Here is a 14,634-nt window from a genome sequence, read left to right on the forward strand (position 1 = left end):
CCATGTCGATCACTCCGTCCATCCCCCTCGTCCAGGGCCGCGGGAAGACCTTCCTCCGGTACGCGCACGAGGACGAGGCCCTGCTTCTGAGCCGCCGCCACGACGAGATACGCATCCCCCTGGCGGCGATCGCGCGGGTGCGTGCCGAGGGGCGGGCGCTCGCGGTCGAGCTGACCGCACCGGCCGGGGCCGTGCCGGCCGTGCACCGGATCGACGGAGTGAGCGAGGCGGCGTCCGCCATGTTCGCCTCGGCCGTGAACGCCGCCCTGCCCGAGGCGGCGGGACGGGACACGACGGCCGACGGGTCCGCGCTCGTCGAGGCGCACACCCGACCCGTCAGCAGACGGGAGCGGAAGACGCGGCTCATCATGTGGTGGTCCATCGCCACGGTCAGCCTGGTCGTCGTCCTGTGCGTGCTCGTCGCTCTCGCCGGGGAAGCCATCGGCATCGCCGTCTTCATCCCCGTGGGCTTCGTCGGGGCAGCGTCGTCCGTGACCAGCGTCGTTGCCCTGACCAGCTGGTACCGCGAGTTCCGTCTGACGCGACACGGCATCACCACTCTCGCCGTGGAGCTCACGAGGGAGCCGGGGACGTATGTGTACACAGACCCCGCCGGCCTGATCCGTGAGGTGTTCGGCCGGCCGGGAGGGACGTTCGCCAAGATCAGCTACGACCCCCAGGACCCGGGGAACGTGATCCGGCCGAGGGTCGCGCTCCTTCGGCGCGGGGAACTCTGCCTGGGCCTGTTCCTCGCCTTCTGCGGGCTCCTGATGTACGCGGGCCTGGTCGTGATGACCGTCCAGGCGTTCCTCGGCACCCTCAACCTCACCGAGCCCGCGTAGGCACACTTATGGAAGTCATAAGTCCACCTTATGAGCCCATAGACCGGGGGCGGGTACCGATCCGCTGAACGGGTTGATTAGGGTGACCTAAGTGGCGATAGTGATCGTCATCACCTCGCTTGCGAAGGGAAACCTGACATGCCCCGCCCTCTCCGGGTCGCGATCGTCGGCGCCGGCCCCGCCGGAATCTACGCCGCTGACGCGCTGCTGAAGTCCGAGGCCGCCGCCGAGCCGGGCGTGTCGATCGACATCTTCGAGCGGATGCCGGCCCCCTTCGGACTCATCCGTTACGGCGTCGCCCCCGACCACCCGCGGATCAAGGGCATCATCACCGCCCTTCACCAGGTCCTCGACAAGCCGCAGGTCCGCCTCTTCGGCAACGTCGACTACGGCACCGACGTCCACCTCGACGACCTGCGCGCCTTCTACGACGCGGTGGTCTTCTCGACCGGCGCCATGGCCGACCGCGAACTCCGCATCCCCGGCGTCGAGCTGGACGGCTCCTTCGGCGCCGCCGACTTCGCCTCCTGGTACGACGGCCACCCGGACGTGCCGCGTACCTGGGAGCTGGAGGCCGAGAAGGTGGCCGTGCTCGGTGTCGGCAACGTGGCCCTCGACATCGCCCGCATCCTCGCCAAGACCGCGGACGAGCTGCTGCCGACCGAGATCCCGCCGAACGTCTACGACGGTCTCAAGGCCAACAAGGCGGTGGAGATCCACGTCTTCGGCCGCCGAGGCCCGGCCCAGGCGAAGTTCAGCCCCATGGAGCTGCGCGAGCTGGACCACTCCCCCACCATCGAGGTCATCGTCAACCCCGAGGACATCGACTACGACGAGGGCTCGATCGCCGAGCGGCGCAAGAACAAGCAGACCGACATGGTCGCCAAGACCCTGGAGAACTGGGCGATCCGCGACACCGGCGACCGTCCGCACAAGCTCTTCCTGCACTTCTTCGAGTCGCCCGTCGAGATCCTCGGCGAGGACGGCAAGGTCGTCGGGCTGCGCACCGAGCGCACCGAGCTCGACGGCACGGGCAACGTCAAGGGCACCGGGCAGACCACCGACTGGGACGTCCAGGCCGTCTACCGGGCCGTGGGCTACCTCTCCGACGAGCTCCCCAAGCTCCCCTGGGACACCGCCAGCGGCACCGTTCCCGACGAGGGCGGCCGGGTCATCGAGGAGGGCGGCGAGCACCTCGCCTCCACGTACGTCACGGGCTGGATCCGCCGCGGCCCGGTGGGCCTCATCGGCCACACCAAGGGTGACGCCAACGAGACCGTCGCGAACCTCCTGGACGACTTCGCCCACGGCCGGCTCCTCACCCCCGAGACCCCGGACGCGGACGCCGTCGTGGCCTTCCTGGAGGGCAAGGGGATCACGTACACGACGTGGGAGGGCTGGTACGCCCTCGACGCTGCGGAGAAGGCGCTCGGCGAGCCGCAGGGCCGGGAGCGCGTGAAGATCGTCGAGCGCGAGGACATGCTGCGCGCGAGCAACGCCGTCACCCCGGCATAGCACCCGGCCGGACCAGGCCCGACTCGTAGGCGATGATCACGAGTTGGGCCCGGTCACGGGCCGCGAGCTTGCCCATGATCCGGCTGACGTGGGTCTTCGCGGTGAGCGGCGACAGGGCGAGGGTCTCCGCTATCTCCGTGTTGTTCAGACCGCGGGCGACGAGCGCGAGCACCTGCCGCTCGCGCTCCGACAGTTCGTCCGGTCCGCCCGCCGGCCGGGCGTCCGGGGCGGCGAGCGCCCGGGCGATCAGCCGGGCCGTCGGACCCGGCGAGAGCAGGGCCTCCCCCGCCGCCACCGTGCGGATCGCGTCCAGGAGTTCGGCCGGGCGGATGTCCTTCACGACGAAGCCCGACGCACCCGCACGCAGCGCCTCCATCACATGCTCGTCGGTGTCGTACGTGGTCAGGACCAGCACCCGCACCCCGGCCAGGTCCTCGTCCGCGGCGATCAGCCGGGTCGCCGCGATCCCGTCGAGTTCGGGCATGCGGATGTCCATGACCACCAGATCGGCCCGCGCCGAACGGGCCAGCTCCACCGCCTCCCTGCCGGTTCCGGCCTGCCCGACGACCTCCATCCCGGGCGCCGAGTCGACGAGCATCGCGAAGGAAGCCCGGACCAGCGTCTGGTCGTCCGCCAGCAGGACACGGATCGCGCTCACGCCATGACCTCCCCTGTCCGCAGCGGCAGGGCCGCCGTGACCTCGAAACCCCCGCCGGTGCGCGAGCCCGCGCTCAGTGTCCCGCCCACGCTCCGGGCCCGTTCACGCATCCCCAGGATTCCGTAGCCGGATCCGCCCGTGCCTCCCCCGACACCGTGACGGGCGTGCGGGGCGGCGCCGTCGTCCGTGACCCGTACGGTCAACACCTCGTCCACCAGGCCGACATCGACCTGCACCGAGGCGCCCGGGCCGCCGTGCCGTACCGCGTTCGTCAGTGACTCCTGCACGATCCGGTACGCCGCCGCGGCCACGGCCGCCGGCACGCGCGCCTCCCCAGTCCGCACCGTCAGCTCCGCGCCCGACGACCGGACGAGATCGCGCAGCGCCGCCAGATCCGGCAACGGTCCCTCCGGGGCGGCGCGCAGCACGTCCAGCGTCGTACGGATCTCGGAGCGGGCGTCCCGGCAGGTCTCGGCTATCCCGTCGAGGGCCTTGGCGAGCGCCTCCCGGTCGAGCCGGTCCGGGTCGGCGACCAGGACGTGCGCGGCGACCGAGGTCTGGACGCCGATGAGGGTGATCGAGTGCGCCAGGAGGTCGTGCAGATCGCGGGCGATCCGCAGCCGTTCCTCGGCCACCTTCTGTTCGACCTCGCGCTCCGCCCCCTCCACCATGCCCGCCACCAGCTGGCGGTAGAGGCGGATGCTCGTGCCGAAGACGAGCATCGCGATCACCCAGCCGGAGACCCGCAGGATCTCGGCCATCTCGTGCGGGTTGGCGAACAGCTGGATCGTGAGCGTGACCGTGGTGACCGAAAGGCCGACGATCAGGGTCCGCAGCGGACGGCCGTTCGCCGCGACCGTGTACAGCGCGGTCATCGAGGCCGGGATCGGCGCCAGATGCATGAAGTCGAGCGCGTGGTACGGAACCACGAACGCCACCACGACGAGCAGCACCGGCAGCGGGTGGCGCCTGCGCCAGGCCAGCGGAACGTGGGCGGCGAGCAGCAGCACCCAGCCCAGGGCGTCCGGCCGGCGTCCGTCGTCGGTGGTCAGCGCGAGCACGACCGCGACAGCCGCGAACACGGCGGCGGCCATCGCGTCACGCCGGACCGGGTACGGAGCGGCCTGCGGGTCTCGGGTCAGAGCTGCGGTGAAGTCCACGGGGTCCATCCTCCCTGCGGGCGGGGGCCGTTGACAGTCCGGGACGACCCCCGCCCGTCCCTGATCACACCCGTACGGGAGTCCGCTCCGGACCCTGACCGACGGCGGGCTCCGGCGCCTTGGCCAGGGGGCCCGGCCACCACACCTTCCTGCCGAGCAGCACGCTCGCGCTGGTGACGAGGTAGGTGCGGACCAGGAACGTGTCGAGCAGGACCCCGACCGCGATGACGAAGCCCAGCTCGGCCAGCTGCACCATCGGCATGTTGATCAGGACTCCGAAGGTGGCGGCGAGGACGAGTCCGGCCGAGGCGATCACCCCGCCGGTGGTGCGCAGCGCGGTCAGGGCCGCCGCCCCCGGTTCCGTACCGTTCAGGCACTCCTCCCGCATCCGGTGCATCAGGAAGATGCCGTAGTCGACGCCGAGGGCGACGAGGAAGACGAAGGAGAGCAGGGCGAGACCGGGATCGGTGCCCTCGAAGCCGAAGACCGACTCGAAGACCAGTCCGCCGATTCCGAGGGACGCGCCCCAGACGGCCACGACGGCGCCGATCAGGATCAGCGGGGCGACCAGGCTGCGGAGCAGCGCGATCAGGATGAGCAGGACGGCGGCGAGGACGAGCGGGACGACGATGTTCCGGTCGCGGGCGCTGGTGTCGCGCATGTCCAGCTGTTCCGCGCTGGGCCCGCCGACGTACACCCCGTCACCGAGAGCCCGCCGCAGTTCCTTGATGGTCGCGGTCTCGGCGGCGGACTGGGGCGGGTGGGCGGCCATGACGGAGATCTCGGTCCAGCCGTCACCGCTGCGGCTCCGCTCGGCATTCGCGACACCCCCCGTCGCGAGGGCGGTCCGCAGGGCACCGGGCGCACCGGCGGTCGGGGCGACGACCGTGATCGGCTGGGTGCCCATCTCGGGGTACGCGGCGGCCAGCGTCTTCATCGCGGTGACCGCCTCCGGGGTGGAGGTGAAGGAGTCCTCCTGCTTGAGGGCACCGGGCAGGGTGAGCGTGCCCAGGGCGAGGGCGGCCAGGGCCGCCGCTCCGGTGAGCAGGACGGCGAGGGGGCGGCGGCCCGCGGAGCTGCCCATGGCGGCGAAGAGGGAGCGGCGCGGGGCCTTGGGGGAGCTTCCGTACGCCGGGACCAGCGGCCAGAACACCCGTCGGCCGAGCACGACGAGGAGCGCGGGGAGCAGCGTCATCATGGCGACGAGCGCGCACAGGACGCCGACGGCGGCCGTGGGGCCCATGCCCCGGCTGCTGTTCATGTCGGCGGCGAGCAGACAGAGCATGCCGACGGCGACGGTGCCGGAGGAGGCGAGGACGGCGGGGCCGCAGCCCCGCAGGGCGGCGAGCATCGCGTCGTACGGGCGTGGGACGCGGCGCAGTTCCTCGCGGTACCGGGCGACGAGCAGGAGGGCGTAGTCGGTGCCGGCGCCGAAGACGAGGATCGTCATGACGCCCGTGCTCTGGCCGGAGACGCTGATGTCGAAGCCCTGGTGGAGGCCGTAGGTGACGGCCATCGAGAGGTAGTCGGCGACTCCGGCGACGACCAGGGGGACGAGCCAGAGGAAGGGGCTGCGGTAGATGACGATCAGCAGGATCGCGACGACGGCGACGGTCGTGTAGAGGAGCGGGCCGTCGAGGGAGTTGTAGACCTCGCCCGCGTCGGTGGCGAGGGCGCCGGGCCCGCCGACCTCGCCGGTGACCGTGGCGCGGACGGCCGTGACGAACGCGTCCCTGGCCTCCTCGTCCTGCCCGGGTGCGGTGCTCGAGACCGCGTACAGGAGGGTCGTGCCGTCCTCGGAGGGGACGGGTCGCGGTGTGGCGCTGAGCGGATGTTCGGCGGCGACCCGGGAGACCTCGCGGGCGGCGGTGGCCTCGTCGGCCGGTGTCAGTCCGCCGTCGCGGTGGTAGACGAGGACGAGGTCGGTGGAGTCGCCGCCGGGCAGCCGCGCGGTGATCTCGGCGACCTGGGTGGAGTCGGCGCCGGCGGGCAGGTAGTCGACGGCGCGGTCGCGCTGCACGTCACCGAGCTTTCCGGCGAAGGGTGCGGCGATGGCGATCACGATCACCCACAGGGCGAGCACCCCCCAGGGGACGGCCTTCCGCCCCCTGCGCTCACCGACGGTCCTGTTCGGGGCCCCCATGTCGGGCCTCCCTCCTGTGTCTGTCGTCCGGGTCGTTCCCAGACTCCCGCCGGACCAGGGGGGATTCGTCGGCCCGGCGGTCGAGTTGCGGCCTACTGCCGGGGGCGGTACGGGCGTGGTCGGTACTCTCCGGGGAGTACGTGACGGGAGGCCGGCCGCGGTACGTGCCGGGAGCGGGCACACTCCCCCGCGCGCTCCTACTCTGGAAGGACGGGAAAGGGAGTGAGCGGCGATGGCCGTCCCCGTCGAAGAGGCCCCCGCCGTCGAGCGGGCGCGGAGAGCGGCGGCCCGGGAGTCATGGGCCGAGGCGTACGTCCTGCTGCGTGAGGCCGACCGGCACCCCTCCGCCGCCCTCGCCCCCGAGGACCTGGATCTCCTCGCCGACGCCGCCTGGTGGACGGGCCACGTGGACGAGTCGGTCGCGGCCCGGTTGCGGGCCCATGCCGGGTACGTGGCGGCGGGCGACCACCGTGGGGCCGGGCAGGTGGCGTGGTGGCTGTCCTTCGAGTACCGCTGTCTGGGGCGGCCCGCGGCGGCGGCGGGCTGGCTGCACCGGTCCCGGCACCACCTGGAGGACGAACCGGAGTGCCCGGAACAGTGTTTCCTGGCGTGGACGGACGCGGAGGAGGCCCAGGAACGGCGCGACCCGGAGGCGGCTCTCGCCGCGGCGCGGCGCATGGAACGTCTCGCCCGTGACTCCGGAAGCCCGGACCTGATCGCCCTGAGCCGGCAGGCCCACGCCTCGGTCCTCCTGGCGAACGGCCGGAGGACGGAGGGCCTCGCCCTCCTCGACGACGCGATGTGCGCGGTCACGGCGGGCGAGCTGAGTGGCATGTTCACGGGCTGGCTCTTCTGCCTGGCCCTCACCCAGTGCATGGAGGCGGCGGACCTCGGCCGGGCGGTGGAATGGACGGACGCGGCGATGGCGTGGTGCGAGGTGCCCTGGTCCCAGCACGTCCGGGCGAGGACCGCCGCCGCGGACGGCGCGGAGACGGACGGCGCGGAGACGGTCGGGGTGGAGGCGGTCGGCTCGGCGCGGCGGGCTTCCGGTCGCACCGAGGCACCGGGCGCGGCCGGTGCGGAGTCCCCGGGCATCGGCCCCGTTGCCGTCCCCGCGCTGACGACCGCCCCCACCCCGCCGGCCCCCGGCCCCATGCCGGGCCCCGGACTCATGACCGCCCCCGGACCCACGACCGGCCACCCTCCACCGGGCCCCGGCCCCACGACTGGCCACCCTCCACCGGCCCCCGGCCCCACGACCGGCCGCCCTCGACCAGGCACCGGCCCCACGACCGGTCCGCCCGCGGCCTTCACCGACAATCCCTTCCGGGGCCTGTGCCGGATTCATCATGTCGAGGTGCTCGACCTGCTCGGCGCATGGTCGCAGGCCGAGGCCGAGGCCGCGCGGGTGTGCGCGGAGGTGCCGGTGGACAGCCTGGACGTCGCCGCCGCGGCGCACTACGCGGCCGGGGAGATCCGGCGCCGCCAGGGACGGCTCGACGCCGCCGCCGTCTCCTACGCCCACGCCCACGAGTTGGGCCGGATCCCGCAGCCGGGGCTCGCTCTGCTCCGGCTCGCCCAGGGCAAGGCGGACGCCGCCGTCACGGGCCTAAAACTGGCGCTGGCCTGTCAGAGCGACCCGAGCCACGACCTCCTCGGCCGGGCCCGGCTGCTCGCGGCCCGCACGGAGGTGGCGCTGGCCGTCGGGGACCCGGACGGGGCCGCCGAGGCCGTCACGGAGCTGGCGGCGCTCTCCGGCGGGGCGCCACTCCTGGGCGCCCTGGCCGACACCGCCCGTGGCGCCCTCGCGCTCGCCCGGCACGAGCCGGCCCTGCCTCCGCTGCGCCGGGCGCTGGCCGGCTGGCTGGAACTGCGTGTCCCGTACGAGGCCGCGCAGGTACGGATGCTGCTCGCCGCCGCCGACCGGGCGTCGGGCGACGAGGAGGCGGCCCGGCTGGAGCTGGCGGCCGCCCGGTCGGCGTTCGAGCGGCTGGGCGCCGTCCCCGACGCCCGCCGCGCGGCCGCCCTGCTGACGGGGCTGCGCCGCCGGCTGCCCGGCGGTCTGACCGGCCGGGAGGCGGAGGTGCTGCGGCTGGTGGCGGAGGGCGGCACCAACAGGGACATCGCCCAGGCCCTGGTGATCAGCGAGCACACGGTCGCCCGGCACCTGAACAACATCTTCGCCAAGCTGGGCGTGACCTCCCGTACCGCCGCCACGGCCTACGCCTACGCGCACGGTCTGGTCAGAACCCGGGCGTAGGCCGCGCCCGCCATGGGCCGTATCGCCCATCCCCGTCCCTCCGCGGATGTGGGTGGTTCGGGCGATGCCCGCACCGTCCCCCGCGGCCTAGAACGGGTACATGAACACCACACACGCACCCACCACCGCCCGCCCGACCGACACCCCGCACCCCGACACCCCGCCCCTCGGCAGCCTGCCCCTGGAGGCCCTGCGCGGCGCCGTCCGCGGCGAGGTCGTCGTCCGCGGCGACCCGTCGTACGACGAGGCCCGTCGGGTCTACAACGCCCTCCACGACCGCCGCCCGGCCGCCGTGGTCCGGGCCGTGGACGCGGGCGACGTGATCGCCGGCGTCCTGTTCGCCCGGGACAACGGGCTCCCGCTCGCCGTCCGCGGCGGCAGTCACGCCGTCGCCGGCCACGGCACCGTCGACGACGGTCTCGTCATCGACCTGTCCCGGATGCGCTCGGTCCGCGTCGATCCCGTGGCCCGTACCGCCCGGGCCGACGGCGGCTGCACCTGGGGCGACTTCGACCACGCCACGCACGCCTTCGGCCTGGCCACCACCGGCGGGGTCGTCTCCACCACCGGCGTCGCCGGTCTCACCCTCGGCGGCGGCATGGGCAACCTCGCCCGCCGCTACGGACTGAGCTGCGACAACCTCGTCCAGGCCGATGTCGTCACCGCCGAGGGCGCCCTCCTCACCTGCGACGCCGAGCGGCATCCGGACCTGTTCTGGGCGCTGCGCGGCGGCGGAGGCAACTTCGGCGTCGCCACCTCGCTCGTCCACCGCCTGCACCCGGTGTCCGACATCCTGGGCGGCGCCGTCTTCTATCCGCTCGACGCGGAGGTGGCCCGGCGCTGGCGGGACATGAACGCCGACGCCCCCGTGGAGCTCAACACGATCCTGGTCGTCGCTCTCGGGCCCGAGATGCCGTTCCTGCCGGAGCGCTGGCACGGCCGTCCGATCTGCGGCCTGATGACCTGCTTCAGCGGCCCGGCCACCGAGGACGAGAGGGTGCTCGCGCTCCTCGAGGAACTGGGACCCGTCGTCGGCCGGTTCGTGGAGCGCATGCCGTACCCGGTGATCAACACGCTTTTCGACGAGCAGCTGCCACCGGGGCTGTACCACTACTGGAAGGGGAACTTCAGCCGCGATCTCAGCGACGGCGCCATCGACGTGCACATGCGCTACGGGGAGACGATGCCCTCGATGGAGAGCGACACCGCGATCTTCCCGATCGACGGGGCGTGCCACCGGGTCGGCCCCGAGGACACCGCGTTCGCCTACCGCGACGCGTCCTTCTCCGCCGCGTTCGGCACGACCCACACCGACCCCGCGGACAACGAGGCGAACATCGCCTGGACGCGGGCGTACGCCCGGGACCTGCGGCCGCACACCGAGGAGGCCGGATACATCAACTTCATGGACACCGACGACCAGAGCCGGGTGCGGACCAACTACCGGCAGAACTACGACCGTCTGCGGACGGTGAAGCGCCGCTACGACCCCGGCAACCTGTTCCGCCTCAATCACAACATCGCGCCGTGACGGAAGCTGTCGCGTCGATCTTGCCGGGCTCGACAAGACACCCCTAGAGCAGCGTCCTGGCGGTGGCGAGCAGCCGGGCGGTGTCGTCGGCGCAGAGCGCCAGCGCGTTGCCGACGGTGTGGAGCACGTCCCGTTCCGCCGGGCTGTACGCCCCGTCGGCGAGGGCGATCCTGGCTCCCTGGAGCAGGATCGACTCGCGCCCGGAGGCGGCGAGGTGCGGAGCGAGCGGCTCCAGGGCCTCGTGGAGCTCGATGGCCAGGGCCGCGCCCCCACTGCCCTCGTCGGGCAGGAAGCGGCCGGTGTCGGCGGCCAGCGCCTCCACGAGGTCGGTGAGCTGGACGCCGGTGCACTCGTCGAAGCCGGCGGCGCGGACCGCCGCGACCGCGGTGTCCACCGCCGTACGGGAGGAGGTGCCGCCGGCCGCGAGGACGGCGAGGGCGACGGTGTGCACGGCGTCCCGCAACATCGCGGAGAAGCGGCTCGTCGTCGGGTGGTCGAGGACGTCGGTGCCGAAGTGGGTGTGACAGGCGGCGCATTCGACGACCGGTCCGGCGTGCCCGCGGGGCAGTACCGGGACGCCCAGGACGGCGAAGCGCCGACGTCCGGTCCGGCGGCGGTAGTTGCGGTCGCCGCCGCACTCCTCGCAGAAGAACTCCCCGTCGCCTACGGTGTTCCAGGAAGTGCGAATGCCGCAGATGCCCACTTTTCGACTACGTGACTCCCGGGCAGACCGCATCCCGTACCTCCCTCGACGAACCGGCAGCATTGCCGACGTGGGCGTGATGTTAACCACATCTGTGATGTGGCGTCAGCACCCCGTCGTCAGAACGCCACCGACATGGCCGAGACGCGACACCGCCGCAAGGGCTTACCGCGCGCCCGACCGCACCCCCCTGGGATCACCCCCAGGGGTGGAGAGAGCGGTGCCCCGCGCCCCCTCGGGGGATGCGGGGCACCGCTCTCGCGGGGTCCGCGATGTCAGCGCGCGGCGCGGTTGACCGCCGAGATGACGGCCTTCAGCGAGGCGCGGGTGGTGTTGGCGTCGATGCCGATGCCCCACAGGACCTTGCCGTCGATGGCGCACTCGATGTACGAGGCGGCCTGCGCGGAGGCGCCCTCGCTCATCGTGTGCTCCTGGTAGTCCAGCAGCCGGGCGTCCACGCCGATCGCCTGCAGGGCGGCGAAGAAGGCGGAGATAGGACCGTTGCCGGAGCCCGTCAGGACGGTGTCGACGCCGTCCACGACCGCCTCGACGGTCAGGGTGTCGGTGCCGTCGGTGTCGGACGTGGTCTGGCCGGAACGCAGCTGGATACGACCCCAGGCGTTGTCCGGGTTGGGCAGGTACTCGTCCTGGAAGACGGACCAGATGGCGGCCGGGGTGACCTCGCCGCCCTCGCTGTCCGTCTTCTGCTGGATGATCTTCGAGAACTCGATCTGCATCCGGCGCGGCAGGTCCAGCTTGTGGTCGTTCTTCAGGACGTACGCGATGCCGCCCTTGCCGGACTGCGAGTTGACCCGGATCACGGCCTCGTACGAGCGGCCGACGTCCTTCGGGTCGATCGGCAGGTACGGCACCGCCCACTCGATCTCGTCGACGGTCTTGCCGGCGGCGGCCGCGTCGGCCTCCATGGCGTCGAAGCCCTTCTTGATGGCGTCCTGGTGGGAGCCGGAGAAGGCGGTGTAGACCAGGTCGCCCGCGTAGGGGTGGCGCGGGTGGACCTCCATCTGGTTGCAGTACTCGGACGTGCGGCGGATCTCGTCGATCTGCGAGAAGTCGATCTGCGGGTCCACGCCCTGCGAGAACAGGTTCATGCCCAGCGTCACCAGGTCGACGTTGCCGGTGCGCTCACCCTGGCCGAACAGACAGCCCTCGATGCGGTCGGCGCCGGCCATGATCGCCAGTTCCGCGGCCGCCACCGCCGTACCGCGGTCGTTGTGCGGGTGGACGGACAGGCAGATGTACTCGCGGCGGGTCAGGTTCCGGGACATCCACTCGAACCGGTCCGCGTGGGTGGACGGCGTCGAACGCTCCACGGTCGCGGGCAGGTTCAGGATGATCTCGCGCCCCTCCTCGGGCTGCCAGACGTCACAGACCGCCTCGCAGACCTCCAGGGCGAAGTCCAGCTCGGTGTCGGTGAAGATCTCCGGGCTGTACTGGTAGCCGAAGATCGTCTCGTCGCCCAGCAGCTTGTCCGCGTACTCCATGACCAGGCGGGTGCCGTCGACGGCGATCTGCTTGATCTGCTCCTTCGAGCCCCGGAAGACGACCCGGCGGAAGGTGGGCGCGGTGGCGTTGTACAGGTGGACGGTGGCGCGCTTGGCGCCGACCAGGGACTCCACGGTCCGCTCGATCAGGTCCTCGCGGGCCTGGGTCAGTACGGAGATGGTGACGTCGTCCGGGATCGCGCCCTCTTCGATGATGGAGCGCACGAAGTTGAAGTCGGTCTCACCGGAGGACGGGAAGCCGACCTCGATCTCCTTGTATCCCATGCGCACCAGCAGGTCGAACATCTCGCGCTTGCGGGCGGGGCTCATCGGGTCGATCAGGGCCTGGTTGCCGTCGCGCAGATCGGTCGACAGCCAGCGGGGCGCCTTGGTGATGCGCTGCTCGGGCCAGGTGCGATCGGGGATGTGCACGGCCTCGTACCGGCCGTACTTGTGGATCGGCATCCCGGACGGCTTCTGCATCTGGGTGGCGTTGGTGATGGGCGTCGGACGGCCAACGGGCTGAGACATGGCGTAGGGCTCCTCGGTCCAGCGGAGTGGGGGTCCCCCCTGCTCGAAGAGCTCGGGGGAGGCCGACTGTCGAACGCAGCACCAGGTCCCGCGGGGAGGGGGTCGGCCTACGACTACAGGCCCTCACCGCGGCAGCTAAGGAGAAGCAGCCCGAAACGCATGATGGGCCGCAGCCTAGCTCAGGACGGCGGAGTCCGGACGTCCTGTTTCAGTATGCGGGACGATCAGATCGTCAATACGAAAGAGTGACGAATCACTCCATTTCGCGGATCATGTTCGCAGCTAGTGACAGCCCGATGACACAGTGCCACATTGCAGGCATGACCTCCCCCACGCACCACCCTGTCTTCTGCTCCATCGTGCCCCCGCACCTGCTGGAGCACCTGGCCCGGTCCGGGAACCCGGCGATCGCCGCGACCGCCCGTCACACCCTGGTCGCCGACGCCGCCCAGCGGACCGCGCGCCGCCTCGCCGCGCCGACCGTCCCTCCCGAGCGGACAGCCCCGGACGAGGCGGCGAAGCCCCGGCGCACGCTGTACGACGCCGAGCACGGCACCGACCTGCCCGGCGTCGTGGTGCGCGAGGAGGGCGCGGAGGCGACGGACGACGCGACCGTCAACCGCGCGTACGCCGGCCTCGGCGCCACCTTCGACCTCTTCATGAAGGTCTACGGGCGGAACTCGATGGACGGCGCCGGGATGAAGCTGCTCGCGACCGTCCACTACGACCGGAACTACGCGAACGCCTTCTGGAACGGCGAGCAGATGGTGTTCGGTGACGGTGACGACGAGATCTTCCTCGACTTCACCGTGCCGGTGGACGTGATCGGCCACGAGCTGGCCCACGGCTTCACGCAGTTCACGGCCAATCTGGAGTACTTCAGCCAGTCCGGGGCGCTCAACGAGTCGGTCTCGGACGTCTTCGGATCGCTGGTGAAGCAGTACACGCTCGGGCAGAGCGCCACCGAGGCCGACTGGCTGATCGGCGAGGGCCTGCTCCACGAGAACGTCCAGGGCGTGGCGCTGCGCTCGATGAAGGCGCCGGGCACGGCGTACGACGACGACGTCCTCGGCAAGGACCCGCAGCCGGCGCACATGGACGACTACGTCCGTACGAGCAGCGACAACGGCGGCGTGCACATCAACTCCGGCATCCCCAACCACGCCTTCTACCTCGCGGCGACCGAGCTGGGAGGCAACGCCTGGGAGCGGGCGGGACAGATCTGGTACGACGTGATGACAGGGGGAGTGCTCAGCCCCGAGACCCGGTTCGCCGAGTTCGCGCGGGCGACGGCGAAGGCGGCGAAGGCGCGGTACGGGGACGGGGCGGAGATTCAGGCCGTACGGAAGGCATGGACGGCTGTCGGGGTCCCGACGGACTGATAGACCTGGGGCATGCGTATTCGAGTGCGGCGCACCGGCGGTTTCGCGGGCATCGAGCGGTCGGCCGAGGTGGACACCTCCGGCCGGCCGGACTCCGGGGAGTGGCAGGCCCTGGCCGCCACCGTCCTCCGGGAGGGCGACAGCGACGTCCGGGGCGTGCCGGACGGCTTCGCGTACGAGATCACGGTCGACGGCGAGACGATCCGCTGCGGCGACCCGCGCCTGACGGAGTCGCAGCGCGCGCTGATCACGAAGGTCCTGAAGGAAGGCGCCTAGGCAGTGTCTTCAAATGATCATCGCTGGTGGATCATAGTGGTGTGATTCGTCGCCATGAACTGTCCGATGCCGAGTGGGAGTTCGTCCGGCCGCTGCTCCCCGAGTCGTTGCGGGGGCGCAAACGGCTGGAC

General features: G+C 71.8%; 11 protein-coding genes. 6 read left to right on the top strand and 5 right to left on the bottom strand.

What is annotated here, in order from left to right:
• Positions 1-2 precede the first annotated feature (2 nt).
• Positions 3-842: a hypothetical protein gene (locus ACZ4VW_RS07795; protein ID WP_467959525.1), complete on the top strand. Its 840-nt coding sequence runs from the start codon at positions 3-5 to the stop codon at positions 840-842.
• 138 nt (positions 843-980) lie between these two features.
• Positions 981-2,357, top strand: a complete 1,377-nt coding sequence (locus ACZ4VW_RS07800) for an FAD-dependent oxidoreductase (protein WP_467959527.1) — start codon at positions 981-983, stop codon at positions 2,355-2,357.
• On the opposite strand, the gene ACZ4VW_RS07805 is transcribed toward ACZ4VW_RS07800, so the two are convergent.
• Genes ACZ4VW_RS07805 through ACZ4VW_RS07815 form a run of 3 tightly spaced genes read right to left on the bottom strand, consistent with a single transcriptional unit; the run spans position 2,344 to position 6,318 of the window.
• Complete coding sequence (locus tag ACZ4VW_RS07805; RefSeq protein WP_467959529.1) at positions 2,344-3,015, bottom strand: response regulator transcription factor; 672 nt, start codon at positions 3,013-3,015, stop codon at positions 2,344-2,346. The two genes, ACZ4VW_RS07800 and ACZ4VW_RS07805, sit on opposite strands and share 14 nt — an antisense overlap.
• Positions 3,012-4,184: a sensor histidine kinase gene (locus ACZ4VW_RS07810; protein ID WP_467959531.1), complete on the bottom strand. Its 1,173-nt coding sequence runs from the start codon at positions 4,182-4,184 to the stop codon at positions 3,012-3,014. The genes ACZ4VW_RS07805 and ACZ4VW_RS07810 overlap by 4 nt, the downstream gene beginning before the upstream one ends.
• 55 nt (positions 4,185-4,239) lie before the next feature.
• Complete coding sequence (locus ACZ4VW_RS07815; RefSeq protein WP_467959533.1) at positions 4,240-6,318, bottom strand: MMPL family transporter; 2,079 nt, start codon at positions 6,316-6,318, stop codon at positions 4,240-4,242.
• 232 nt (positions 6,319-6,550) lie between these two features.
• Here ACZ4VW_RS07815 and ACZ4VW_RS07820 point away from each other — a divergent pair, with 232 nt between their 5' ends.
• Together ACZ4VW_RS07820 and ACZ4VW_RS07825 are read left to right on the top strand one after the other, a co-directional pair.
• Positions 6,551-8,578: a LuxR C-terminal-related transcriptional regulator gene (locus ACZ4VW_RS07820; RefSeq protein ID WP_467959535.1), complete on the top strand. Its 2,028-nt coding sequence runs from the start codon at positions 6,551-6,553 to the stop codon at positions 8,576-8,578.
• Between the two features lie 100 nt (positions 8,579-8,678).
• Complete coding sequence (locus tag ACZ4VW_RS07825; protein ID WP_467959537.1) at positions 8,679-10,109, top strand: FAD-binding oxidoreductase; 1,431 nt, start codon at positions 8,679-8,681, stop codon at positions 10,107-10,109.
• Between the two features lie 43 nt (positions 10,110-10,152).
• On the opposite strand, the gene ACZ4VW_RS07830 is transcribed toward ACZ4VW_RS07825, so the two are convergent.
• On the bottom strand, positions 10,153-10,875 hold the full coding sequence (locus ACZ4VW_RS07830) for a TerB family tellurite resistance protein (RefSeq protein ID WP_467959539.1): 723 nt from the start codon (positions 10,873-10,875) through the stop codon (positions 10,153-10,155).
• 212 nt (positions 10,876-11,087) lie between these two features.
• The gene (leuA, locus tag ACZ4VW_RS07835) at positions 11,088-12,845 is read right to left on the bottom strand and encodes a 2-isopropylmalate synthase (RefSeq protein ID WP_467959541.1); all 1,758 of its coding nucleotides are present in this window, start codon (positions 12,843-12,845) and stop codon (positions 11,088-11,090) included.
• A 320-nt stretch (positions 12,846-13,165) separates the two neighbouring features.
• Here leuA and ACZ4VW_RS07840 point away from each other — a divergent pair, with 320 nt between their 5' ends.
• Both ACZ4VW_RS07840 and ACZ4VW_RS07845 read left to right on the top strand, forming a co-directional pair.
• On the top strand, positions 13,166-14,227 hold the full coding sequence (locus ACZ4VW_RS07840; protein ID WP_467959543.1) for a M4 family metallopeptidase: 1,062 nt from the start codon (positions 13,166-13,168) through the stop codon (positions 14,225-14,227).
• A gap of 12 nt (positions 14,228-14,239) precedes the next feature.
• Positions 14,240-14,503, top strand: coding sequence for a protealysin inhibitor emfourin (locus ACZ4VW_RS07845; RefSeq protein ID WP_467959545.1), 264 nt, complete (start codon positions 14,240-14,242; stop codon positions 14,501-14,503).
• Positions 14,504-14,634 lie beyond the last annotated feature (131 nt).

The organism is Streptomyces sp. NPDC029139 (genome assembly GCF_055564335.1).